The organism is Segatella copri, assembly GCF_019249655.2.
Taxonomy (GTDB): domain Bacteria; phylum Bacteroidota; class Bacteroidia; order Bacteroidales; family Bacteroidaceae; genus Prevotella.
The window spans coordinates 43,283-66,584 of sequence record NZ_CP137557.1; the positions used below are offsets into that span (position 1 = coordinate 43,283).

The following is a 23,302-nucleotide window of genomic DNA, read 5'->3' on the forward strand; positions in this document are numbered from 1 at the left end:
AGATTCCGGCTGAAAAAGCAGCTGCGGACATGCAATTAGGTTAAGTTAATGACGATTGAAAAGTGGAAATAAAAAAATCAAATAGTGCACAGTTGGAGGACAAGAGGCTTACCTTCTTCCTCATCGGATTGCTCATCGCATTCACACTCCTCTTCGTGGGACTCCAGTATCAGAGAGAACCGCAGGGAGAGGAAGACCTGACCGAGGACTTTGAGGACTTGGCACAGGACCTGGATATGCAGACGCCACCCGACCAGAAGGATATGGTGAGTGCTGAGGCTATGTCGAAGACTCCTGCCTCGGAGGCTATCACGCAGGAAGTGAAGCCCACCGAACAGCAGCAGGTGCAGAAGGCTCCCGAGAAGATAAGTACCACCACCAGCGAACTGGTGATTGGCGACGGTTCTGGAGTGGTGGAAGGTGCCGATGTAAAGGAGGCGGCTCCTGAAACGGCAGTAGACAACGCCGCCGGACAGGAACAGCCCATCAAGTTTACCGTGGTGCAGAAAATCCCGGAGTTCCCTGGTGGCTGGTCGGCTTTCATGCAGTGGCTTACCAAGAACCTGAAATATCCTGAGTCGGCACGGAAGAACAAGATTCAGGGCACCGTGGTGGTTTCCTTCATCGTGAACAAGGATGGCAGCATCGCCAGCACCAAGGTAAGCACATCGGCTGACCCCGTGCTCGACGCCGAGGCGCTGAGGGTGATGAAGATGATGCCGAAGTGGAAGCCGGGCATGGACCGCAACAAGGTGTGCCGCACGATGATTGCCGTCCCAGTGGTATTCAAACTATAAATTGTACATTTTATATATTATAAATTATATATTCTAAATTATATTTGATTATGAAGACATCTGATGAATTCTTAAGCATGGTGAATGAGTTCCTGGCTAACTTGCCATACGACCGCAAACCATATTCTCTATATGAGCCAGTGAAGTATGTTCTCTCTCTGGGAGGCAAGCGTATTCGTCCGGTTCTGATGCTCCTGGGCTACAACATCTTCAAGGAAGACCCGGAGAAAATCCTCATGAACGCCATCGCTTTGGAGACTTATCACAACTATACCTTGCTCCACGACGACCTGATGGACAATGCCGATCTTCGCCGTGGTCATGAAACCGTTCACAAGAAGTGGGACGCCAATACCGCCATTCTTTCGGGCGACAGTATGCTGGTGCTCGCCTACGACCGCATGGCGCAGTGTGATGACAAGCATCTTGCCAAGGTGATGAAGCTCTTCACCACCACAGCCCTGGAAATAGGAGAGGGACAGCAGTATGACATGGAGTTTGAAACCCGCAACGACGTGAAGGAAGAGGAGTATATCGAGATGATCCGCCTCAAGACCAGCGTACTCCTGGCTTGTGCCCTGAAGATTGGAGCCATCCTGGCTGATGCTTCTGAGGAGGATGCTGATAATCTCTATAAGTTTGGCGAGCAGATTGGTCTGGCTTTCCAGTTGCAGGATGATTACCTGGATGTCTATGGCGATACCAAGGTGTTCGGCAAGGCGATTGGTGGCGACATCACATCGAACAAGAAGACCTTCATGCTCATTAACGCCTTCAATCATGCCAACGATGCCCAGCGTGCGGAACTGCAGAAATGGGTGGATGCCCAGGAGTTCGACCGCGAGGAGAAGGTGGCAGCCGTAACCCGTCTCTATAACGAGATTGGCATAGACAAGTTGGCGCAGGATAAGATAGCCTACTACTTCGAGCAGAGTAAGAAGTATCTGGATGCCGTAAATGTGCCTGCCGAGCGCAAGGAGGAGTTGGCGAAGTATGCACAGAAAATGATGAAGCGCCAGTACTAGTTAATAGTTTAAAGTTGATAGTTAATAGTTGACAGTTCAATGTTCAAAGTAATAGATACGCATACTCATTTTGATGCGGAGGAATTTGATGAGGATAGAGCGGAAGCTTTCGCTCGTGCCAGAGAAGCGGGGGTAGGCAAGGTGTTCTTGCCTGCCATCGACGTGAAAACTACGCACGCCGTGCTCGCCCTGAGCCGGGAATATCCGGGCTACGCCTATCCTATGATTGGTCTGCATCCCGAAGAGGTGAAGGCTGATTGGAAGGAGCAGCTGGCTGAACTCAGGAAGATGCAGATTTCCGATTTTATCGCCATCGGCGAAATCGGACTGGATTATTACTGGAGTCGTGAGTTCGAGCACGAGCAGCTGGAGGCATTCGAAGAACAGGTGAAGTGGGCGATAGAAACCCGTCTGCCCCTGATGATTCATTGCCGCAAGGCACAGAACGAGATGGTGCACTTGCTTCGCCAGTATCAGAAAGACCTGCCTGGCGGCGTGTTCCACTGCTTCACAGGCAATCAGAAGGAGGCAGAAGAACTCCTCTCGTTCGATAACTTCGTGCTGGGCATCGGCGGTGTATCCACCTTCAAGAGCAGTCATCTGAGAGAAGATCTCCCTGCCGTGGTACCGATGAACCGCATCGTGCTGGAAACCGACAGCCCTTACATGGCTCCCGTCCCATTCCGAGGCAAGCGTAACGAGAGCGCCTTTGTGCTAGAAGTACTTAAAACCTTGGCGAAAGCCTATGGCGTAAGTGAAGAAGAATTTGCCAAGCAAACCAATGAAACCGTAGAAAGAGTATTCCATATAGAATAAATATAAACTTTTAAAATATAAATCCTTAACCAAACTATTCATTATGACTAGAAAAATGTTGATGGCAGCCCTCCTGATGGCTGCATTTTCACAGGGCACTCAGGCACAAGATCTGAGCGGCCAGCGTTCTGAAAAGCAGGACGTGAACATGATTCCGGGCAAGAAACTGAATCATCACGGACTCATCGTGAGTCCTACACCACATCTCCTGAATGTGGATGCTGCTAACCGACTCGACCTGCAGAATGGAGTCAAGGTAATCGACAAGAAAGGCAAGTTTGCCGACGACGTGAAGTTCCTTACCGCCAACACCAAGGGCGTTCGCCTGACCATCGATTTCGGTGGAAAACTGGCAGCCAAGGCTGGCGTTAAACCTGTTTCGGGAGCCTACAGCCTGAAGGCTGATGCCAAGGGAATCCAGATTGTGGGCTACGATGAGCGTGGTGCCTTCTATGGTCTGCAGACTCTGCGCCAGATTGTAAGCAGCGAGATGGCGAAGGGCCAGATGCCTTACACCACCTGTAATGACTACCCTGATCTTCCAAACCGTGGTGTGGTAGAAGGTTTCTATGGCGAACCTTGGTCTCATCAGGTGCGTCTTTCCCTCATCGACTATTACGGAAAGAACAAGATGAACACCTATCTCTATGGTCCGAAGGATGACCCATATCACAGTTGTCCTAACTGGCGCTTGCCTTATCCGGAGAAAGAGGCTAAGAACATCAGCGAACTCGTTCAGGCTTGTCGCCGCAACCGAGTAGACTTCGTGTGGGCTATCCATCCGGGACAGGACATCAAGTGGAACGAGGAAGACTATCAGAATCTGGTTCACAAGCTCGATTTGATGTACGACCTCGGTGTGCGATCTTTCGCCATCTTTTTCGATGATATTTCCGGCGAGGGTGCCAACCCGGTAAAGCAGTCGGAACTTCTCAACCGCCTCGAAAAGGAATTTGTGAAGGCTAAGGGCGATGTTGCTCCGCTCGTGATGTGTCCTACCGATTACACCCGTCTCTGGGCGAATCCAAAGCCAACCGGTTCTCTCGCCATCTTCGGCAATACCCTCGACCCATCCATCAATGTATTCTGGACGGGTGATGTGGTTTGCAGTGACTTGACCCGCGAGACTCTCGACTGGGTGAATTCCCGCATCAAGCGCCCGGCTTACTACTGGTGGAACTTCCCTGTAACCGATTATGCCCGCCATATCATCATGCAGGGTCCTACCTACGGTTTGCAGACCGACCTGACCAACAAGGATCTCTGCGGATTTGTCAGCAACCCGATGGAGCACGGAGAGGCATCCAAGCTGGCGCTCTATGGTGTAGCCGACTATACCTGGAACATCGCCAACTATAATCCGCTCGACAACTGGGAGCGTGGCTTGGTAGATCTTACTCCAGAAGCACACGAGGCATATCGCACCTTCGCCATGCACTCTTGCGATACCGAGACCGGTTATCGCCGCATCGAATCATGGGAGACCAAGAGTTTCCGCATCGATAACTTCACAGATGCAGAGTTCAATGCCTTGCAGAGTGAGTTTGTAAGAGTGAAGAATGCGCCTGCCCAAATGGAGGCAAACTGCAAGAATGCCCTGCTGATGAAGGAACTCCGCCCATGGCTCACAGAGTTTGGCAAGTTGGGCGACCGTGGCTTGAAGACCATGACTCTCATCAAGGAATACAAGGCTGGCAACGACCAGGCATTCTGGGATGGCTATGTCAACAACCGCATGAGCAAGGAAGATGTGGCTGCCTACGAGAAGCACAAGTCTGGTACCATGGTATTGCAGCCATTCTACGAGCAGTCGATGGACGACATGGCATCTGGCTTCTTCAAGAAGTTGACCGGCAAGGTTCCTGCTTTCTATAAGGGCATTGGTACTTATGCCACTTTGAGAACCACCCAGAGCAAGGCGATGTTCGACAACGATTCTACTACCTATTATACATCGGGCAACGGTCAGAACACTGGCGACTGGATTGGTGCCGACCTAGGCTGCGTGCGTCAGGTATCTGAGGTAAGAATCCTCCAGGGCCGCAACTCTGTGGATGATGTGGATTACTTCGACAACACCGTATTGGAGTATTCTCTTGACAGAAAGGAATGGAAGGCGCTCACAGGCGAGTTGAAAAAACAGTATATCATCAACTGGAAGACCGACACCCCTGTTGAGGCTCGCTATATCCGCATCAAGAAGTTGAAGTCAGACAAGCGCAACTGGGCTGCTGTCCGTACCTTCGAGGTGAACCCAACCACCCCGGAGCGTCTGAACTTCCCTGTTGAGGCTGGCAATCTGCAGGCAGCGATGTATGGTTTTGATGAGAATCCATGCACTTCTTTCACCAACGATGGTGTACTTTCGTTTGGTGTCGAGAAGGATGTAAAGGGTTACACCCTGCTCTTGAAGTTGGCTCCAGGTAAATCATTGGTATGTCGCCAGCTGAATGCCAAGGGCAAGGTTTTGGCAACAACCCTCATCGACCAGTCGTTCTGCAAGATAGAATTGGTGAAGAAGGCAGCGAAGATTCAGCTGGATGGTTCTGCCGAAATCTTCGAGATTATTCCTGAGAAATAGGATTATTATATAACAAAAATGATGATCTCGCATTTTGCCAGGTCATCTTTTTTGTTTTGATAAGGGGTTATATGCCACAAAATGGTGGTGTATAGCCCCTTTGTTTAATTTGAAAAACGCAGAAAAAGAGGGGGAAATTTTGTTTGTGGGGGAGGCCGTCCGAAAACTTAATTAGGGAAGCAAACAACTGAATTGGGCATTTTTCTTTTGCTCTTTATAGTTAATTAACCTCGTATCTTCTTGATTCTCAATTATTTTATGTATTTTTGTAGTAAAAAACAAGAAAGATATGGCATATAAAAAAGGACAAGATAGACGACAGAGGGTTCTTTTCCCTGATTGCATTGACGAGTATGTAGAGGCTGACGCCCCTGTTCGCTTGTTTGATGCTTTTGTCGATAATCTCAAAATGGATGAACTGGGATTCGTCCGCAGTACTCCTGCAGAGACAGGTACTCCTGGATATGATCCTCGCGATCTCCTCAAACTCTATATTTATGGTTACTTCTATCAGGTACGTTCCTCTCGCAAACTTGCTCGTGAGTGCAAGTGTAACGTAGAGGTAATGTGGCTGCTCAACAAGCTGACTCCTGACTTTCGTACAATCTCCGATTTCCGCAAGGACAACAAGAAGGCTATTACTAAAGTTTTTAAAGAGTTCAACAAGTTTTGTATGGGACTGAAGCTCTTTTCCAAGTCATACATCTCTATTGATGGAAGCAAGTTTAAGGCTGTAAATGCTAAAGACAACAACCTTACTCTAAGCAAACTCGATGACCGAATCAAGCGTCTTGATGAACATATTTCTATCTATATGGAAGAACTTGAAGCATACGATCATGAGGAAGGACGCAGGCTCTCTAAAGATGAGTTGCAACGTAAGCTTGATGTTTGCAAGGAGCGCAAGGAACGCTATGAGGGATACCGTGATACACTTGAGAAAAGTGGTGAAAGCCAGATTTCCTTAACCGATCCTGATTCCCGACTAATGAAAGCCAACGAAGGCTTTTGTGTCGGTTATAATGTGCAAACTGCAGTTGATGCGGAGAGCCATATGATAGCAGGCTTCCTGGTAACCAACAGTCCAACAGACCATGGTCAGCTTACAAGCGTAGCATCTGAGGTGAAAGCCGATTATGGTGTTGACGTTCTTGAATCAACTGCAGACAAGGGGTACGAGTGTCCCGAGGTTCATGCAGATGCATTGGCTAATGGTATCGTACCAAATGTCATCCAACGTGATGGCAGCTGCACGGAGCAGGTTCAGTTTGACTATAACGAAGCTACCATAACTGACGAACAAAAGTCAAGTACTAATCCAGAAGATTTGAAGGCATGTCTTGAAGCTGCAGTCATACCGGAAGCCTACAAGGATTTTTTAACCGATGCACAGATTGTAGAGGTCAAGGAGTACACTTCTGATGTAGCAGAGTCTGCTGTACTGAAGATGACTCCCGGGCAGATGCGTGCCAAGGCTCTTGAAGGATACTTCGTGAGGGATGCCGAACGCAATCTTGTCTATTGTCCCCAAGGAGAAATCCTGAGGCAAAAGTCTATCAAAAGAAACGGTATGATCCGCTACTGCAACAAGCTTGCATGTAAAAAATGCAAGTGCAAGTGTACCATCCAGAAGTTCAAGGAGGCAGACTTCAACAAAGACACCTTGATAAAGGCAACCGAAGCAAAACGCAAGCAACTCAAAGAAGAGAATAAGGACAAGCCAAAACCTCCAAGAATGAAGATCGTGAAGAAGGGTGTCCGTTACGTTTTACATCTAGATCAGAACAAGATGGACAATCGCAAATGCCTCTCCGAGCATCCTTTTGGAACCATGAAGCGAGCACTTGGGCAATACTACTTTTTACTGAAAGGCAAACTGAAAGTAACTGCTGAGATGGGTCTCTTTTGCCTATCTTATAACCTTCGTCGTGCCATATCTCTCAAAGGTGTACCTGCTTTGATTGCTTCTCTTGGATAATGACCTGTAGGGATCAATACCATCGAAAAACACGCTCTATTAGTGTTCATATCGGCCATTTTAAGCCCTTATGACGAATTGTTTAACATAAACTAAAATTTTAAGATGAAAAAAGATATGCCCTTAGAGGGGCTTAGGTGGAGTCGTGATAGCGGTTCTGCCCTCTATGATACACCCCAAAACGGCCGTTCTCGGACGGGCTGGGGGAGGTAAATTCTGTTTAAATTGCTGTCGCTTTCCTAGGCAAAGAGACACCTAAGTATATTTTGTTGACGCCACTTTTGATTTTTTTTTGTATATTTGCAACATGAAAGTTAGAACAACGTTTCTTACCTTTACAATATAAACTAAAGAAATAAATATGGTGAATTATTTGACAACAAAGATTAAGCTATTGATAGCGATACTTGCAATCATCCTTCCTTTTTCGGTTGCGCAAGCAGAAGAAAAAGAAGATGGAATGACTGGTTCGCAAGGCTGGTATGCCGGTGTAGAGGCAGGAATGCCTTTCGGCTTCTCTACCTTCTCGAGTTTCGGACACGACATCAGTAACCCATAAAACAAGATAGATAATGAAAGCAAAAAGAATATTTAATATTTGGTTATGGGTGCTGCTATGCGTCCCATGCCTGTTGGCAAGTTGCGACCATGATGTTCATGATGGTGAGGATGAGGGTGGCTTGTCTGTATCGCTCACCTGGGCAGATGAAGCCGACCAAGGTACGGAAGTGAAGGACGTGAAACTCTGGATATTCAATGCCGATGACGGTTCGCTTGTAGAGGAAAAACATGATGGCAGTGCGCAGGAGGTGGCAAGCCAACGCTTTGCTCTTCCTGTAGGACATTATCAGATTCTGGCTGCCACCAACCTTATTGAACCGTTTTTTATCGGTGAGGCTACAAGGGCACCCCTCAATATGAAACAGCTCATGTTTGGATTGTCCAATCCAAGTGCCTCTCCCGACCATGCCTATTATGGTGTCACGGACATCGGTATAGACAAATTAAATGTCAACTACATAACAAAAAATGAAATGCGACATATACTTGCAGAATTGACCATCTTCATTGAAGGAGTTCCTGACAATTTTGCAATGATAGGCAAGGTTCTGAATGTGGCAACCGGGCTCCTGCCCCTGCAAAAGAATGAGGATGGAACATTCGGGACGGCAAGCTATACCAAGGAAGAGTGTGATATACCTTTGAGAATTGCAGTGCCTGGCGAAACTTTAAAAACGGAAACATTACGCTTGATGCCGACAGCCAATGGTTTACATACCACCAAGTTGTTTATCCAACTGATTTCTCCTGGGGGAGTAGTTAGCAACTACGACATCGAAGCTCCTGTCATGAAGTCTGGCGGCAAGTACAAGATAAACTTGGAATTTGAGGAGATGAAACCTTACATGTATCTTACGAGCACGAAGATAGATGATTGGACTGAGGAATGGATATACCGTGGTGAAATCCTGAATCCTGAAGATTAAGCGACCCTCTCATTTTGCAAGAATCAAAACAAGAATATAAACATAAAATAGTAAAAGACAATGAAAAAGAAAACTTATCTCTTTGCCCTGATGGCAATGGTTTTGACATTGGGCAGTTGTTCTGACAACGAGAATGGTATCGGAGGCGAGACCTCCCAGTACATCACCGTTTCTACCAGTATCGGCAATATGACACGTGTTGCCACAGATGAGAAGGGTGGACAAACCTTTGAAGAGGGTGATGAAATCAGTGTGTATGCCTGGACTGGCGATGCAACTGTTGCTCCAGAGACAAGCGAGCGTGTGGTGAATAACGCCATCAACAAGTTGACTAACGGTTCATGGGTATCCACTCCACAGATGCTTTGGAAGAACAACCGTGACAAGCATTATTTCATCGGTGTCTATCCAACTGCAGCAATATCCGACCTTTCTGCCGGAGAATATACATTCGATGAGACAAAGCAAGTGGAAAGCGACCTCTTGGTGGCAGTCAACAAAGATGGCTTATCCTATAATGTCGATGAACCGCAAACAGTTCCTCTTACCTTTACCCATGTAATGGCAAAACTTGTGGTGAACCTTACCTATAAGAATCAATGGGGAACAGAGGGACCTACCGTAGATAAGGTAGCTGTAGGCAATGCCGCAAAAAAAGCAACCGTCAATTATCTGACCAAGGTTGTCACCCCATCTACTGTAGCAGAAGATAAAGCCGACTTCGACATGCCAGCTTTAACTGCCAACAAGCAATATACTTCCATCATCATCCCGCAGGATGGTGTTCAGAAGATTACCATCACCATTGGCGGAAAGGACTTCATCTACGACAACGGTACTCCTTTCAAGTTTGAGAGTGGCAAGATTACTACCATCAACCTGGAGGTAGGACGTGATATCATAAAACTTGGCGATGTAAACATCTCCGACTGGGGTTCTACAGGCGAACCTATCAAGGGTGAGGCCTACGATTAACTTTCTTAAAATTAAAACATAAAATTCGACAATATGAAAGCAATTAAAATATTAACAATGGCAGCTTTGGCAACGGCAGTTTTTGCCAGCTGCTCCAACGATGAGGATTTGGCACAGAGCAATTATCCAATGGATAATGTGGTTAGAATCACGACTAGTGTAGATGGCATGAATACCCGTGCTTCTTACGGAAACAGTACGGACAAGCTTAAATCGTTTGGCTTCTGCATCAAAAATGCTAATAGCGAAAAATATACCTATGATAATATCAAGGTAACAAAGGAAGGCAACAATTGGAATCCTGCTACCCAAATGTTGTGGCAGAATTCAACTACCGCTGTTGACATTCTGGCTTATGCGCCATATCAGGAGACTACCGAAGATGCAAATGGCAAAGTTAAAGTCTTCGGAAAGTCAGATTATGCCTTTTCTGTACAAGCGGATCAAAGCGATGCTGAAGACTATTCATCCGACCTTATTGTATATAAGCAAACGGGATTCACGCCTGGTTCGGAATTGAATACCAGCAAAGCGGTTGATGTCGCATTCACCCATCTTCTCAGTCAGCTGAATCTCACTATCGAGTTAAGAGACCAGTTTAATCAGGATGAAAAAAAACCTGTTACGGAAGCAACCGTAACTGATGTCAAGGTGAATGGCACCATTATCAGCAGCAAAGTGGATTTCTCAGCAAGTCCTATAAGTGTTCAAGTTGACGATACCCAGGAAGCAACCGCCATTACTCCAGAAACTACAGAATTCAAGGCGGCTGGTAAAACAACCGACCATGCTGCCTTCAACTATTCTGCCATTGTGATTCCGCAGACCGTTACTGCTGGTAATTTCAGTATTTCGTTCAAAGTGGATGGCACTGATTACATCTGGACATCCACCAGCGATGTGAATTTTGTATCTGGTAACAAACATCAGTTGAGTCTGCTGGTTGGTAAGGATGTAGTGCAGGTAAAAGGTATAACTGCAACGCCTTGGGGAAAAGAAAACATTACCCAAGGAGAGACTGATTAAAGATTTGTTTGACATTTAAAATAGACAAGATATGAAGATTACAAAATATATGGGAGCATTTGCAGTTATAGCAATGCTTGCCGCTTGCTCTACTGATGACGAGCAGAGCGCTAACACTGCCGCTAATGAGGTGAAGATTGCTGCCACCGTTGGTGGAAACAGCATTTTTACCCGTAGCAATCCATTGGGTACAAAAGCGGAACAAGAAAGCTTTAATGAGAACGATGCCATCAGCGTAACGACTGAGGGTAAAACCGTGGTTTATACCAAAAATAAGGACGGGCAATGGGCGAATGCGAATGACTATCTGGTCTGGACGGGTAATGCCCAGACTTTCGAGGCTTGTTATCCAGGGAATTCCACCAATTCAATCTCTACAGGTTATGTCGCAGCAGACCAATCTACAATTGAGAAAATTGCTCTGTCTGATTATATGACATGCAGAAAAGAGATAGAAAAGAAAGATATTCCTACCGACAGACAGTTGACATTGAACTTGGAACGCCAGACGGCTCGCGTCATAGTCAAAGTAAGTGCTTTTGGAAATGAGTTCGAAGGACTGAACCCTACACTTTCTGTCGTAGAAGTTTATTCTAAACTGAAAGTTCCAGCAGGAGAAGGTGACAGCTACGAAGCTATCAAAGCTTGTAAAAAAGAAGAAAATGGCAGCAATGTATTCTATGCTTTGGTATCTCCAGGAACAGGCAATGATGCAGAGAAATTCCTCAAACTCACTGTGACATACAATGATGGTGATGGCAAACCTACTCAGACTAAAGTTCTGGATGTAACTGGAATTCCTGCTCTTGACAAAGCTATGAGCTATACCTATGATGTAAAAATAGGTAAGGACAAAGCTACAATAGGAAGTGTAAGTGTTACGGATTGGGGTCCTGGCGATGACATTACTGGTGGCGATGCAGTAACAACTACAGAAAATGCCGTACTAATTATAAAAAATGCTTTGGCTGCGGGAAATACGAACATTGAAATCAGAAATTTGCCTGCAAATGCAGATAATAGTGTGTTTAATGCTATAAGAGAAGCTCTAAGCAGTGCAAGTGAAGGCAGTATAGATTTAACTGTTTACGGAGTTGAGGCTTTGCCGTATAGTGCATTTTTGAATTGTAAACCGCTGAAAGTTATTAACTTACCAGATGTAAAGAGTATAGAGTCGGTGGCTTTTCAGGATTGTATTGGTCTTAAAACAATCTATGCTCCGAGAGTTTCATTTATAAATGACCTTGCCTTTGCCGATTGTCCAAAACTAAATTCGGTGACATTAGGTAATATTTCCGCTGCAGGTTTCAGTATCTTTGATAATGTATTTACTGAAAGTGTAGATTTAACTTTGTCAAAAGATCAAAAGGTTATGACAAAAAAAGATATTGATGCGTGGCAATCTGATGAATCTGAGAAGTATGCAGATTCTCCGGATCATAAACGACGACAATTTCTTGGAAAAATATTCCACTCCATAAAATGTGGACGTAAAACATATCCTCAATAACAATTTAGAAATTAATAACATTAGATAAACTCCTAAGCTGGGCAGGAGTATTAGGTGCTCAGCAATTATATTTACCCGCACCTCACGGGAAACGACAAGGGTCTATATGCCACGATGACAAGTGGCGTATAGACCCTTCATCGTACCCTGATGTCTGTTTGGTGGATAATATGGCTGTATGGTGGTTTCGTGCTACCTGTTTTCATGGTTTGAAGTACCTTTGCGTTAATCGTGAGGTGCTCAAACAAAATTATATTATGAGAACAGAAATGAAAGCATCAAACGAGTGTTTGTACCCTACCGATGTATTCTTGATTAGTTGCGGTATGGGATGGCTATCCTTTATCTTATAAAATACGGGAATCCAAACTTTTCCCGAAACTTTTCTCCCGTTTTCTTTGCGTTTTCAAAATAAAGTCGTAACTTTGCAATCAAGATAGATTAAAAAAGGAGGTTGCGATGCCAAAGATATTTGAATACTTCGGATTTATCTTTCTGTTCTATTCAAATGAGCATGAACCAATACACGTTCATGTAATGAAGGATGGACATGAAGCTATTTTCGAGATAATATTAGAAAATGGTGAACTTGTTGAAATTCATAGAAGAACTTCTAGCAAGATACCACCTTTAAGTGAGAAGGATGCTGCTACAGCAGAAGCCTTTGTGAAGAAGTACTATAAGAATATAGTTGATAAATGGGTAAACTTCTTTATTTATAAGAAAAGAATACGTTCAACTAAAATAACGAAGAAATTATGAACTTAAGTATCGTTTCTGCAAAATATGTGGCGCCATTAAAAGTTGAATTACACTTTAATGATGACACCATTAAGACGATAGATGTAGGTGCTTTTATCAGAAATCACCCACATCCGCAATATAACTCTTACTTGAATGAAAGCAAATTCAAAAAGTTCAAGATAGAGTTTGGTAATATCGTTTGGGGAAAGAATTGGGATTTGATATTTCCAATAGATAAGTTATATGCTGGTGTTTGCTGCTGAACAAGAAAAGAATATTGTATAAGTCCTTAATACAGTGTTTTTTTACAGCACTTCACGGGAAACGACAAGGGTCTATATGCCACGATGAACAGGAGGCGTATAGACCCTTGATTATATGGAGATATTCGTAATCTACATCTCCGCTTTCAGCAGCTTTATCTCCTCTGCCGTCAGCCCCGTCATATCCATGATAGACGCTTCATCCATACCCTTTGCCAGCATCTTCCTGGCAATCTCAAGGCTTCGCAGGTTCATGCCTTCAGCTCTGCCTTCTTCTCTACCTTGCTTCATTCCCTTTTCCATGCCTATTTCTATACCTTCACGCTTGGCAGTGTCTACGGAATTCTTGATGTCGCGATATGCCATCTTGCTGGTCTCGTACTCCCTCATTTCCTGCGGAGTAAACTTGGCTATCTCGGCTTCCTCGAAGAGGCGGTCGAAGCCGAAGTCGGTCAGCAAGCTGATGTATCTTTCTTCTACCTGCTTCATACGCTTTATGTTTTTATTTGTTATGCAAAGATTATGCCAGCGAGCGCAATGAAAGCTTGCTTTCTGATTGCCGAGCGCCGCACAATCTTCTGCAAAGATACGCTGAATATTTGTAACTTCCAAATCTTTCGCAAGGTTTGCCCCTTTAGCCCGTGCTTGAACCACATGCGAAAGTTCTGCAAATATAGTATTGTCAGACTCTCCTGACAGATGGAGAATTTAAACTATATACTAGCGTTTCTGCAAAAAAAACAGTTTTTCCTTGGTATTTTCAGAGAAAAATCGTATATTTGCCAACAGATATTAATTATCTCAATATTTGGCCATGGGTAAATATATTAACCCCTTTACCGATTGGGGCTTCAAACGCCTCTTCGGATAAAAAAGCAGAAGAATGTGATAGTGATTTTGACAAATGGATTTATGTATTAAAACATATGGAAGCATTAGAGAGAATGCCTTTTACGGCACAGAAAAAGATTTTCAAGCGCCTTGCTGAACTGGCAGATTCCCGCTGCCTGAGTCAGGAAGAGCAAGAAAAATATGATGAGAGCTTAAAGGCTGCCGATGATTACTACGGCGTCCTGATGAGTTATTACATGAATGGTATTGATGAAGGTGTTGCCAAAGGTGAAGCAAGGGGTAGCCATCATAAAAGTCTGGAAATTGCCAAAAAAATGATGGCAAAGGGTATGGATGAAAATACCATCATGGAAATAACGGGGTTAACCCAAGAAGAAATCAGAAAGTTGATATCATAGATATGATAAAGAAATTTCCCCATCCTGCTTTCTCAAGCCGGATGGGGGAATTTCTTTATCTGTTATTTCTGAGATAATATTTTATTTTTCTATCTGTTCCTGGGTAAGTCCGGAATACTTCATAATCAGATTGATGTCAACGCCATCAGCAAGCATGTTCCTGACAATATCCAGGGCTTTCTGGTTCATTCCTAATTCCATACATATTTTCCTCCCTAGTTCTATACCCTCCGCAAGACCTTCTTGCTTCGCCGTATCAATGCAGTTCTTGATATCCCGATATGCCATCTTACTTGCTTCATACTCCCTCATTTCCTGAGGTGTGAAGTTGGCAATCTCGGCTTCCTCAAAGAGGCGGTCGAAAACCTTGTCGCACAACTCCTTTGGGCGTTGGGTAAGTTTATAGAGGTTCTTCAGCGCATAAAGCCACTTCTCGTAGAGCGTTTCCAATTCTCCTAGTGTCTTATTGAATTTAGCTAGTACTACATAGATAAACTCCTGCTTGTTGTAGGAAATCTTGTGGGTAGCGGTATTGCACAACTGTACATGATGGCGGGTATTCTCCTTGTCGAAGGCATCCTCATACATGTTGAAATTGAGTAGCGCAACAGTATAGACATGATTGATCTTGAAATCCCAGTCGTTCCCCTTGGGTGCCTGTTCACGGATAGGGAAGGTTGAGTAGAAAAGGGCGCGATCCTTGAAATACGCCTGATACGCATTTTGCATTTCTACAATGAATTTCTCGCCGTTTTCGCCCTCACAATATACATCAAAGATGGCTCTGCGGTCGGTATAGACATCTCCCACGTGCTCTGGATTCAGATACGATACGTCCTTCACAACCTGTCTGCCATTAAACAAGCTGTTGAGAAAGCAAATGAGCAAATCCTTGTTCATTGCTGTTCCAAAAATTCGCTTGAAACCGAAGTCGGTCAGCAAGCTGATGTATCTTTCTTCTACCTGCTTCATAATCATCTGTTTTAAATATCCATGCCGCAAAGTTACGACTTTATTTTCATATCTGCAAGGGATTTCTGGGAAAAGTTGCAGGAAAAGTCACTCCAAGGCAGTGAACAACTTTACCCAAGGCTTTGCCCAACTTTGCCCAAGGCTTTGGGTATTTATGCCCGAAATTGTCGGTTAAGTGTACTCGCGTTCTCGGGCGTCGGTGCTCACGTCCGTGGGCATGAATCCTCATGTACACGGGCAAATTATGCCTTTCTTCAGAATGTATCATGTTTTTCTTCAGGAATCACCATGTTTCCTTTTGGTTAAAGATATATAAAAATACAGCAAATATGTGGTGTTTCGAATAAAAAGTGATAATTTTGCAATCCGAAACACGGAAAGGTGCTCGAGTGGCTGAAGAGGCACGCCTGGAAAGCGTGTATTCCCCTAAAGGGAATCGGGGGTTCGAATCCCCCTCTTTCCGCTTATATATATAATAAGGTATATATGATTATGAAGAAAAATACAGCTATTGCGCGTTTCGCAATATTCATTTTCACTTGTATGTGTTCTCTGCCAATGATGGCACAGGAGGAGAACATGGGATTCCATCAGGCTCTTAAAACGAAGTTTATAGAGGGTAATGCCGGCTTTATGTCGCTCGTTGCTATCGCCCTTATCGTGGGTCTGGCGTTCTGCATCGAGAGAATCATCTATCTCAGTCTTTCGGAAATCAATGCCAAGAAACTGATGGCGGATATCGACCAGAAGGTGACGGCTGGAGATGTGGAGGGGGCGAAAGACCTCTGCCGCAACACCCGCGGACCAGTGGCTTCTATCTGCTACCAGGGACTGATGCACATCAGCGAAAGCCTCGACGACATCGAACGATCTGTCAGCGGTTATGGCACGGTGCAGGCTGCCAACCTTGAAAAGGGATGCTCCTGGATCAAGCTCTTTATCGCCATGGCACCATCGCTCGGATTCCTGGGTACGGTGATTGGTATGGTGATGTCGTTCGACCAGATTCAGCAGGCAGGCGATATCAGCCCTACCATCGTGGCTTCGGGTATGAAGGTGGCGCTGATTACTACCATCTTCGGTATCATCGTGGCGCTGATTCTGCAGGTGTTCTATAACTACATCCTCTCGAAGGTGGAGCATCTTACCAGCCAGATGGAGGAATCGGCTGTAACGTTAATGGATATTATTGCCAAGAGCAAATAATGATTGCCTAGGGCAAATAAACGAGCAAATAAACGAAGAGAGAAATGGGTAAATTTCAATTTTCAAAGTCGAAATTAAATGCGAAGCATAAGTCTGCCGAGCAGATATCACAGCAGGTGTTCTTCATTCTGATAGGCCTGGCGGTGGTAGTGTTCGCTCTGTTCTTCCTGGTGGGCTACGACATGCCTTTCCTGGAGAATCCCGACTTCAATGCGCCGCTCTTTACGGATGTGCTCATCATCCTGATGTGGCTCTTCCTGATAGGAGGCGTGGGCCTGGCGGTCTATTCGATGGTCAGGGATTATCGGGGCGCCAAGTCGGAGGCGGTGGTGAATGGAGTGCCTGTGCGCCGCATCTTCCGCATCACCTGGTTGGGCACACTCGCCATCCTGGTGCTATCCTTCCTCTTGGGCAGTTCCGATCCGATGCTGATCAATGGTGAGGACTATGCCGACTGGATATGGCTGAAACTTTCAGATATGTTTGTCATCACCTCGCTTCTGATGCTGGTGGCAGGCATCGGCGCCGTCTGCTTTGGTGCCACCCGTTATATTCGTAAGAAAAAATAATTCAAGAAAATGCTGATTAGAAGGAAAAGTCACGAAACCCCGGGATTGAATACCACCTCAACAGCCGACATCTCGTTCATGCTGCTGATATTCTTCCTTGTCACCACATCGATGGATGTGGATAAGGGATTGCTGCGCCAGCTTCCTTCGCCTGAGCCTCAGAACAAGGAGCGACAGGAATCGGTGGTGGATAAGGAGAATCTGCTGGCTATCCGTCTTACGGCTGGAGATAGCCTGCTGGTTAACGACCGCCCGATGAAGGTGGGACAGCTGAAAGACGAGGTTATCCGACTGGTGCATCGCCTGGGAAAGAAGCATCTGATTTCCGTGGAGAGCGACAGGGAGGCGGATTACAATCTCTATTTCCAGATGCAGAACGAACTGATGGAGGCTTACAACCAACTGAGAAACGAGACTTCGCAGAAGAAATATCACATGGATTATGCCCAACTGGGCAATGACCAGAAGGAGGAAGTGAGAAAGCTCTGTCCGCAGCGCATCACGGAATCGTATGCCAATGCCACAACCTATTCTGACAAGCGCATTGATGCCAATGCCGAGGAGAAAAAGGGCGATGAGGCGAAGATAGGGGATGCTGAGGCGAAGACAGAGAAGTCTGGGCAGAATAAGCAGAAAGGAGGCACGAAATGATGAATTTCCGCAAGAAATCGCATGAGGTGCCGGGACTGAACACTTCATCCCTGCCTGATTTGATTTTCTCCGTGCTCTTCTTCTTCATGATTGTTACCCACATGCGACAGGTTACCCTGAAGGTGGAATGCCGCATGCCCGAGGGAAAGCATCTTACTCGGTTGACCAAGAAATCGGCGGTGAGCCATATCTATATCGGTAAACCTACCAAGGACCAGCAGGGCAAGGTGGGAACGGGAACGCAGATACAGCTGAACGATAAGTTTGCCACGGCTCCTGAGGTGATGGATTACATCAGTGCCGAGAAGAAGCGCATGTCGCCGGAAGACCAGAAACTGATGACCGTTTCCATCAAGGCTGACAGGGAGACGAAGATGGGTGTGATTACCGATGTGAAGCAGGCTTTGCGCGAGGCAAAAGCACTAAAAATTAGTTATTCGGCGGTGGAAAAAGGGCAATAATATGTTCTGAAAGGAAAAATAATATTAATTTGTTGTCATTTTCTTTTAAAAAGTTGCATTTTTTAAAAAAAAGTGCTAACTTTGCACTCAAATAATAATATCGAAATGGCAAAACAAGTATTAGATTCATTAGATAGGCAGATCCTGAAGCTGATTTCTCAGGATGCCCGTATTCCATTTTTGGAAGTAGCACGCGCTTGCAATGTGAGCGGTGCAGCTATTCATCAGCGTGTGGCTAAGCTATCAAACCTAGGCATTATCAAGGGTTCACAGTTTATCATCGATCCTGAGAAGATCGGTTATGAGACTTGTGCCTACATGGGTTTGTTCCTGAAGGAACCTGAGAAGTTCGACCAGGTAGTGGAAGAGCTGAAGAAGATTCCTGAGGTAGTGGAGTGTCATTATACCACGGGTGGTTTTGATATGTTCATCAAGATTTATGCCATCAACAACCATCATCTGTTGGAGATTATCCATGACAAGTTGCAGCCTCTGGGCTTGTCTCGCAGCGAGACCATCATCTCTTTCAATGCAGCCATCAACCGTCAGTTGTCAATGAAGGACCTCAAGACGATGGCTCCTGATGAGGAGAATGAGGAGGAAGAGGGCGAGGCTTCTGCAGAATAAAGAGATTTTCTGCAGATTCTTTAAAGCTTTTGCCCTTTCAGGGCGACAGGCTTGCGTCCATGATTACCCAGGGCGATGCCCTGGGCTAGGAGCTTCTGCCCTTTCAGGGCGTGTGGGCTTTCTTGCGAAAATAGAAGTTACTTTTTTAAATAGGTGAGGAATGAGAACGATAATCCGTTTTCATTCCTCATTTCTTTTTCTATCAGTTCCCATTCTTCGGGATTGATTTCCGGAAAGAAGGCATCGGCTTGCTGCGGGGTAGCATCTATAGCGGCATCATTTACTTCCGCATCATTTACAGTGGTATCATCTACCACGGTGAGATAGAGTTTGCGGGCAACATGAAGGCTTTGGCGGTAGATGCTTTCGCCTCCGATAATGAAAATCTCTTGGGGACTTTCTGCAGCCTTTAATGCCGCATCCAGATTAGGATATACTTCGCAGCCTTCCATCTCTTTCATACTGCGGGAAACAACGATGTTCCGGCGATGGGGCAGGGCACCATTGGGGAGTGACTCATAGGTCTTGCGGCCCATGATGATGGTATGTCCCGTGGTGAGTTCGCGGAAGCGGGTTAAATCGGATTTAATATGATAGAGCAACCGGTTCTGATAGCCGATTGCTCTATTGGTTTGCGATATGCAGGCGATGATGCTAAGCATAAACTATTAACTATAAACTATTAATTATAATTTGTTCTTCCGGCACGTGGGTGCTCTTGATTTTCCACTCTTGCGGATAGAGGTTGTTGGCACGGTTGCCGATGTTCTTTTCCCAGCCCAGCGGTACTCCCTGATAGGTGACCAATACATATTTCTTAGGAGAATCCACATGCAGGTTGACGGCTTCCTTGCGCAGATAGCGGATGGCATCTTCGTACGACAGCTCCTCCTGCGGGAAGGCATCGGGGTTGAGCATGGTGGAGAGGGCGAGACACTGGTCGGGGATGAGGCCCTTGCCCTTGTCGGTTCCCAGTTTGATGCCGGCATGAATCACCTTCAGACTGTTCTTTGCCAGTTCGTAGATGTATTGCCATCTTTGCGGAATGGCATAGACATCACCATCTTCTGTCTTCTGATAGTCGTAGCCCATGCCATATTCGCCATCCTTCAGCGCATCGCTGGTGCTGCGGATCCAGTTCCCGGGAATCATCGTCAACACATTCTTGTTGCTTTTTCCTGCTTTTCCTGCGTTGTTCTTGTTTCCCTTTCCTGCTTTTTCCTTCTGGTCGGCATTCATTCCCTTCTTGGCTTTTCCCTTCTTCTTGTCTTTTTCTGCCTTGGCAGCATAGCTCAGGAGCATGTTTTCCTCTTCTTCGCCTTCCTTGCGGAGTACGGCGAGGAAGATGCCTTCGCCTCGGGTCTTGCCTGGGAGGAAGCGATAGACGGGGAAGCTGGAACCGATGAGATTGCCCGTGATGTTCCAAGAATCATCGATGCCGGTTAAGGCTACAGGCTCAGCACCCAGTTCCTCGCAAATCCATGCGATGTTCTCCTCGTCTTCGTGGGCATTGAAGGTGCAGGTGGAGTAGATGAGGATGCCGCCCGGTTTCAGACTGCCCCAGATGTCGCTCACGATTTCGCGCTGCAGATGCCAGCAGTTGTCCACATTCTGCAGGCTCCATTCTGCGATGGCTCCATCGTCCTTGCGGAACATGCCTTCGCCCGAGCAAGGCACATCGGTGAGAATAACGTCGAACAGAAGCTTCGACTTCTTGTAGTCACGTGGATAATTGTTGGTGACAATCATGTCGGGATGACCGAATTTCTGAATGTTCTCGGCAAGAATCTGTGAACGGGTGCGCATCGGTTCGTTGCTGAAGAGCAGACTGCCTTCTGGCAGCGCTGCACGCACGGCAGTGGACTTTCCGCCAGGAGCCGCACAGAGGTCGAGCATCATCACGGGTTCGTGAACCAGCTGGCGAATCACCAGGTCAACGAACATGGATGAGGCTTCCTGCACGTAATATTTTCCGGCATGGAGCCATGGGTCGAAGGTGAAGTTGGGGCGGGTAGCCAGGTATCTGCCCGTGGAAGGACACCAAGGGATAGGTTCGCCCATCACTTTCTGCTCTCCCTCTTTTTGAGAATTAACATCCTTTTCCTCTTTAGGAGTTTTAACATCCTCTCCCTCTTTGCATTTAAAAGGATTGAGTCGGATGCTGGTAGGTGCTTCGCCCTCTGTAATTCCCTGTTCCAGCTGCTGGTACAATTCCTCGCCCATCAGCCCAAGGGTATATTTTCTGAAATCTTCTGGTAAAATCTTAGCCATCTATTATATATAATAATGTGTAATTATCTATTTGAAGAGTATAAATAAGCCCCTAAATAGGCAAAAGTATCTCTAATCTTTTGCAAAAATAAGAAAAATTTCGTTTCTTTGCAACTAAATCGGGAAGAGATGCGTCTAAGACATAGAAAAATTAATAAAAAATAAGGTAAAACCATAAAAATATTGATAGATATGAAGAAAGCAATATTAGCATTGGCGCTCGTTATGAGCATGGGAGCTACGCAGGTGTCTTGGGCGTCTTCTGCTCCGAAACATCGTTATCATCCTACTGCGCAGCAGGTGGATCAGCAGGATGCGCAGGAAAAGGCGGCAGATGGGAAGACTGCTTCGGCTGAGCAGAAAGCTTCTGCCCAGGATGACGGGGCGCTGGAGGCTTATTCGGATACCACCAGTTCGGATTCTGCCATCAATGATGCTTGCGACTATGATGATGCCCGTGCTTATCATTCCAAGTACAGTTTGGAAAATTATGATGACCCGTTCGATTTCATCGGTTCGGTATTCGGCAGCGGTATGCTGGGTGTGGTGGTCATCTTTTGCGTCATCTTCGGATTGCTTTTTATCCTGGCTCCGCTGATCATCTTCGTCCTGCTTATCAGATATCTGGTTCGCCGCCATAACGACCGAATCAAACTGGCTGAGATGGCGATGGAGAAGGGCATCAATGTTCCGGAGAGCGACCGTCCGATAGACAAGCAGAGTGATGAATATCTGGTGAAGCGCGGATTGAGAAACGTCTTCCTGGGAGCCGGCTTGTGCGCCATGTTCTCGTGGTGGTCTGTTGATTTCCTTGCCGGCATAGGAGCCTTGATAGGCTTCTATGGATTGGGGCAGACCCTGATAGGCTTGCTTCCAGCCATCAAGGACTGGTGGAAAAACCGTCATGGCAACCAGGGCACGGGGTATAATGGAACTCCGGTATAAAGAATCAAAGATAGAATAATTATTAGTTAATATATAGTGGAAAAGATATCCGATATTTCTCTCGTCACGAAGGTGGTGATGCTTCACGACCGCAAGTCGTTCGACTTGCTGGTCAAGAAGTATCAGTCACCTATTCGTGGGTTTTTCCTGCGTCAGACGCTGGGGGATGTGCAGCTGAGTGACGACTTGGCTCAGGATACCTTTGTCAAGGCCTATACCCATCTGGCGAGTTTCAAGGGTACGGCGCAGTTCTCCACTTGGCTTTACCGCATCGCCTATAACGTGTGGTATGATTACAACCGCAGTCATAAGGCGACGCAGGATATTGATACGCCGGCGGTGGCCCGGCAGAATGCGCAGGGCGTAAATAGCGGATTGAAGATGGATTTGCTCAATGCCCTGCAGATATTGAGCGAGAACGAACGTACATGCATCACGCTGCAGCTGATGGATGGACTCTCTATAGATAAGATTGCAGAGGTGACGGGGATGGCGCTAGGTACCATCAAGTCGCATCTCTCGCGTGGAAAACAGAAACTTGCAAGTTACTTAAAGCATAATGGTTATGACCGATAAAAAGAATGATAAGATACAGAGCATGGATGTTGACCTGCTGAGTGCTTCAGACGAGCAACTCTTGCAGGCATTCTTTGCTGATAACAAGATGGCTGAGATTCCTGACGATGGTTTTTCAGACAGGGTGATGCAGGCTTTGCCGGCTATGGAAACGGAACAGTCGTTGCTGGAATTCCACATTGCGTTGGCGAAGCGCCATCGCCTGGAACATCTGTGGACGGCGGTGTGCGTGGCAATAGGAGTGATTGCTGCCGTGCTCTGTCAGGGCTGGGAGCAGATTCAGGGCTGGCTCTATGGCATGAAGATTGATTTCCTGCTTACGGGTTTCCATGCCATCAGGCATGGGATAGATTCTTTCGGAAATTCGCAGAATCTCTGGATGATGCTGGCAGGCATTGTTGTCCTCATCATGGTGTGGGGATATAATGAACTGGCGGATGCCAGGGAATAGCAGGGAATAAGGAAGAAAAAACTCTTTCTATTAGCTGATGATATTTTGAAAGCTAATAGAAAGAGTTTTTTTGTTTCTATAAAAGTTATGTTCAAAAGCTTTGAACTTATGTTCTGAGCCT

Annotated in this window: 24 protein-coding genes, 1 tRNA gene and 1 pseudogene; 22 read left to right on the top strand and 4 right to left on the bottom strand. The window is 46.0% G+C overall.

What is annotated here, in order from left to right; genetic code table 11:
* Positions 1-62 precede the first annotated feature (62 nt).
* From KUA49_RS00115 to KUA49_RS00170, 12 genes are all read left to right on the top strand, one after another.
* A complete protein-coding gene (locus KUA49_RS00115) occupies positions 63-797 on the top strand; it encodes an energy transducer TonB (protein ID WP_218411734.1) in 735 nt (244 codons plus the stop codon).
* A gap of 50 nt (positions 798-847) precedes the next feature.
* On the top strand, positions 848-1,822 hold the full coding sequence (locus tag KUA49_RS00120; protein WP_218411735.1) for a polyprenyl synthetase family protein: 975 nt from the start codon (positions 848-850) through the stop codon (positions 1,820-1,822).
* Positions 1,823-1,861: 39 nt separating this feature from the next.
* The gene (locus tag KUA49_RS00125; protein ID WP_218411736.1) at positions 1,862-2,638 is read left to right on the top strand and encodes a TatD family hydrolase; all 777 of its coding nucleotides are present in this window, start codon (positions 1,862-1,864) and stop codon (positions 2,636-2,638) included.
* 43 nt (positions 2,639-2,681) lie between these two features.
* Positions 2,682-5,219 carry a beta-N-acetylglucosaminidase domain-containing protein gene (locus tag KUA49_RS00130; protein WP_218411737.1) on the top strand — a complete coding sequence of 846 codons (2,538 nt, stop codon included), beginning with the start codon at positions 2,682-2,684 and terminating at the stop codon, positions 5,217-5,219.
* A 289-nt stretch (positions 5,220-5,508) separates the two neighbouring features.
* Positions 5,509-7,197 (top strand): IS1182 family transposase, encoded by a 1,689-nt coding sequence (locus KUA49_RS00135; RefSeq protein ID WP_318331612.1) that lies wholly within the window; start codon positions 5,509-5,511, stop codon positions 7,195-7,197.
* A gap of 361 nt (positions 7,198-7,558) precedes the next feature.
* Entirely contained in the window at positions 7,559-7,756 is a 198-nt protein-coding gene (locus KUA49_RS00140; protein ID WP_218413084.1) for a hypothetical protein, read from the top strand.
* Positions 7,757-7,769: 13 nt separating this feature from the next.
* The gene (locus KUA49_RS00145) at positions 7,770-8,684 is read left to right on the top strand and encodes a FimB/Mfa2 family fimbrial subunit (protein WP_218413085.1); all 915 of its coding nucleotides are present in this window, start codon (positions 7,770-7,772) and stop codon (positions 8,682-8,684) included.
* 60 nt (positions 8,685-8,744) lie between these two features.
* Positions 8,745-9,659 carry a fimbrillin family protein gene (locus KUA49_RS00150; RefSeq protein WP_218413086.1) on the top strand — a complete coding sequence of 305 codons (915 nt, stop codon included), beginning with the start codon at positions 8,745-8,747 and terminating at the stop codon, positions 9,657-9,659.
* Between the two features lie 33 nt (positions 9,660-9,692).
* Positions 9,693-10,685 (top strand): fimbrillin family protein, encoded by a 993-nt coding sequence (locus tag KUA49_RS00155; RefSeq protein WP_218413087.1) that lies wholly within the window; start codon positions 9,693-9,695, stop codon positions 10,683-10,685.
* Positions 10,686-10,716: 31 nt separating this feature from the next.
* Entirely contained in the window at positions 10,717-12,195 is a 1,479-nt protein-coding gene (locus KUA49_RS00160) for a fimbrillin family protein (RefSeq protein ID WP_218413088.1), read from the top strand.
* A 459-nt stretch (positions 12,196-12,654) separates the two neighbouring features.
* Complete coding sequence (locus KUA49_RS00165) at positions 12,655-12,957, top strand: DUF4160 domain-containing protein (protein ID WP_119238464.1); 303 nt, start codon at positions 12,655-12,657, stop codon at positions 12,955-12,957.
* Entirely contained in the window at positions 12,954-13,202 is a 249-nt protein-coding gene (locus tag KUA49_RS00170) for a DUF2442 domain-containing protein (protein ID WP_218413089.1), read from the top strand. Before KUA49_RS00165 ends, KUA49_RS00170 begins: the two co-directional genes overlap by 4 nt.
* Before the next feature lie 132 nt (positions 13,203-13,334).
* Here the strand turns inward: KUA49_RS00170 and KUA49_RS00175 are convergent, their stop codons facing one another.
* A complete protein-coding gene (locus KUA49_RS00175) occupies positions 13,335-13,691 on the bottom strand; it encodes a hypothetical protein (RefSeq protein WP_256624876.1) in 357 nt (118 codons plus the stop codon).
* 377 nt (positions 13,692-14,068) lie between these two features.
* On the opposite strand from KUA49_RS00175, the pseudogene KUA49_RS00180 reads away from it, so the two are divergent.
* Positions 14,069-14,452, top strand: a pseudogene (locus KUA49_RS00180) (PD-(D/E)XK nuclease family transposase); the annotation flags it as partial.
* Between the two features lie 81 nt (positions 14,453-14,533).
* On the opposite strand, the gene KUA49_RS00185 reads toward KUA49_RS00180, so the two are convergent.
* Positions 14,534-15,424, bottom strand: a complete 891-nt coding sequence (locus KUA49_RS00185; protein WP_318331641.1) for an Rpn family recombination-promoting nuclease/putative transposase — start codon at positions 15,422-15,424, stop codon at positions 14,534-14,536.
* 375 nt (positions 15,425-15,799) lie between these two features.
* On the opposite strand from KUA49_RS00185, the gene KUA49_RS00190 reads away from it, so the two are divergent.
* The 6 genes from KUA49_RS00190 to KUA49_RS00215 all read left to right on the top strand — a co-directional run bounded on the left by KUA49_RS00190 (position 15,800) and on the right by KUA49_RS00215 (position 18,938).
* Positions 15,800-15,887 (top strand) — tRNA-Ser (locus tag KUA49_RS00190).
* 80 nt (positions 15,888-15,967) lie between these two features.
* On the top strand, positions 15,968-16,630 hold the full coding sequence (locus KUA49_RS00195; protein ID WP_203051091.1) for a MotA/TolQ/ExbB proton channel family protein: 663 nt from the start codon (positions 15,968-15,970) through the stop codon (positions 16,628-16,630).
* 44 nt (positions 16,631-16,674) lie between these two features.
* Positions 16,675-17,199 (top strand): hypothetical protein, encoded by a 525-nt coding sequence (locus KUA49_RS00200; RefSeq protein ID WP_203051072.1) that lies wholly within the window; start codon positions 16,675-16,677, stop codon positions 17,197-17,199.
* A gap of 9 nt (positions 17,200-17,208) precedes the next feature.
* Positions 17,209-17,850, top strand: a complete 642-nt coding sequence (locus KUA49_RS00205) for an ExbD/TolR family protein (RefSeq protein WP_218413091.1) — start codon at positions 17,209-17,211, stop codon at positions 17,848-17,850.
* Positions 17,847-18,311: an ExbD/TolR family protein gene (locus tag KUA49_RS00210; protein ID WP_203041309.1), complete on the top strand. Its 465-nt coding sequence runs from the start codon at positions 17,847-17,849 to the stop codon at positions 18,309-18,311. Before KUA49_RS00205 ends, KUA49_RS00210 begins: the two co-directional genes overlap by 4 nt.
* A 105-nt stretch (positions 18,312-18,416) precedes the next feature.
* On the top strand, positions 18,417-18,938 hold the full coding sequence (locus KUA49_RS00215; protein ID WP_203051075.1) for an Lrp/AsnC family transcriptional regulator: 522 nt from the start codon (positions 18,417-18,419) through the stop codon (positions 18,936-18,938).
* Between the two features lie 137 nt (positions 18,939-19,075).
* Here KUA49_RS00215 and KUA49_RS00220 read toward each other — a convergent pair whose 3' ends face one another.
* Entirely contained in the window at positions 19,076-19,600 is a 525-nt protein-coding gene (locus KUA49_RS00220; RefSeq protein ID WP_218413092.1) for a dihydrofolate reductase, read from the bottom strand.
* 10 nt (positions 19,601-19,610) lie between these two features.
* Positions 19,611-21,209 (bottom strand): methyltransferase RsmF C-terminal domain-like protein, encoded by a 1,599-nt coding sequence (locus tag KUA49_RS00225; RefSeq protein WP_218413093.1) that lies wholly within the window; start codon positions 21,207-21,209, stop codon positions 19,611-19,613.
* Positions 21,210-21,401: 192 nt separating this feature from the next.
* On the opposite strand from KUA49_RS00225, the gene KUA49_RS00230 reads away from it, so the two are divergent.
* The 3 genes from KUA49_RS00230 to KUA49_RS00240 are packed head-to-tail and all read left to right on the top strand — an operon-like array spanning position 21,402 to position 23,181.
* Entirely contained in the window at positions 21,402-22,154 is a 753-nt protein-coding gene (locus KUA49_RS00230; RefSeq protein ID WP_218413094.1) for a DUF6249 domain-containing protein, read from the top strand.
* A gap of 36 nt (positions 22,155-22,190) precedes the next feature.
* A complete protein-coding gene (locus KUA49_RS00235; RefSeq protein WP_218413095.1) occupies positions 22,191-22,730 on the top strand; it encodes an RNA polymerase sigma factor in 540 nt (179 codons plus the stop codon).
* On the top strand, positions 22,720-23,181 hold the full coding sequence (locus KUA49_RS00240) for a DUF5056 domain-containing protein (RefSeq protein ID WP_218413096.1): 462 nt from the start codon (positions 22,720-22,722) through the stop codon (positions 23,179-23,181). Before KUA49_RS00235 ends, KUA49_RS00240 begins: the two co-directional genes overlap by 11 nt.
* Positions 23,182-23,302: the final 121 nt, after the last annotated feature.

Excerpts from the sequence above, each read along its gene's own strand:
- KUA49_RS00120 (WP_218411735.1), top strand. The coding sequence starts at position 848 with ATGAAGACATCTGATGAATTCTTAAGCATGGTGAATGAGTTCCTGGCT.
- KUA49_RS00125 (WP_218411736.1), top strand. The coding sequence starts at position 1,862 with ATGTTCAAAGTAATAGATACGCATACTCATTTTGATGCGGAGGAATTT.
- KUA49_RS00130 (WP_218411737.1), top strand. The coding sequence starts at position 2,682 with ATGACTAGAAAAATGTTGATGGCAGCCCTCCTGATGGCTGCATTTTCA.
- KUA49_RS00135 (WP_318331612.1), top strand. The coding sequence starts at position 5,509 with ATGGCATATAAAAAAGGACAAGATAGACGACAGAGGGTTCTTTTCCCT.
- KUA49_RS00140 (WP_218413084.1), top strand. The coding sequence starts at position 7,559 with ATGGTGAATTATTTGACAACAAAGATTAAGCTATTGATAGCGATACTT.
- KUA49_RS00145 (WP_218413085.1), top strand. The coding sequence starts at position 7,770 with ATGAAAGCAAAAAGAATATTTAATATTTGGTTATGGGTGCTGCTATGC.
- KUA49_RS00150 (WP_218413086.1), top strand. The coding sequence starts at position 8,745 with ATGAAAAAGAAAACTTATCTCTTTGCCCTGATGGCAATGGTTTTGACA.
- KUA49_RS00155 (WP_218413087.1), top strand. The coding sequence starts at position 9,693 with ATGAAAGCAATTAAAATATTAACAATGGCAGCTTTGGCAACGGCAGTT.
- KUA49_RS00160 (WP_218413088.1), top strand. The coding sequence starts at position 10,717 with ATGAAGATTACAAAATATATGGGAGCATTTGCAGTTATAGCAATGCTT.
- KUA49_RS00165 (WP_119238464.1), top strand. The coding sequence starts at position 12,655 with ATGCCAAAGATATTTGAATACTTCGGATTTATCTTTCTGTTCTATTCA.
- KUA49_RS00170 (WP_218413089.1), top strand. The coding sequence starts at position 12,954 with ATGAACTTAAGTATCGTTTCTGCAAAATATGTGGCGCCATTAAAAGTT.
- KUA49_RS00175 (WP_256624876.1), bottom strand. The coding sequence starts at position 13,691 with ATGAAGCAGGTAGAAGAAAGATACATCAGCTTGCTGACCGACTTCGGC.
- KUA49_RS00185 (WP_318331641.1), bottom strand. The coding sequence starts at position 15,424 with ATGAAGCAGGTAGAAGAAAGATACATCAGCTTGCTGACCGACTTCGGT.
- KUA49_RS00195 (WP_203051091.1), top strand. The coding sequence starts at position 15,968 with ATGTGTTCTCTGCCAATGATGGCACAGGAGGAGAACATGGGATTCCAT.
- KUA49_RS00200 (WP_203051072.1), top strand. The coding sequence starts at position 16,675 with ATGGGTAAATTTCAATTTTCAAAGTCGAAATTAAATGCGAAGCATAAG.
- KUA49_RS00205 (WP_218413091.1), top strand. The coding sequence starts at position 17,209 with ATGCTGATTAGAAGGAAAAGTCACGAAACCCCGGGATTGAATACCACC.
- KUA49_RS00210 (WP_203041309.1), top strand. The coding sequence starts at position 17,847 with ATGATGAATTTCCGCAAGAAATCGCATGAGGTGCCGGGACTGAACACT.
- KUA49_RS00215 (WP_203051075.1), top strand. The coding sequence starts at position 18,417 with ATGGCAAAACAAGTATTAGATTCATTAGATAGGCAGATCCTGAAGCTG.
- KUA49_RS00220 (WP_218413092.1), bottom strand. The coding sequence starts at position 19,600 with ATGCTTAGCATCATCGCCTGCATATCGCAAACCAATAGAGCAATCGGC.
- KUA49_RS00225 (WP_218413093.1), bottom strand. The coding sequence starts at position 21,209 with ATGGCTAAGATTTTACCAGAAGATTTCAGAAAATATACCCTTGGGCTG.
- KUA49_RS00230 (WP_218413094.1), top strand. The coding sequence starts at position 21,402 with ATGAAGAAAGCAATATTAGCATTGGCGCTCGTTATGAGCATGGGAGCT.
- KUA49_RS00240 (WP_218413096.1), top strand. The coding sequence starts at position 22,720 with ATGACCGATAAAAAGAATGATAAGATACAGAGCATGGATGTTGACCTG.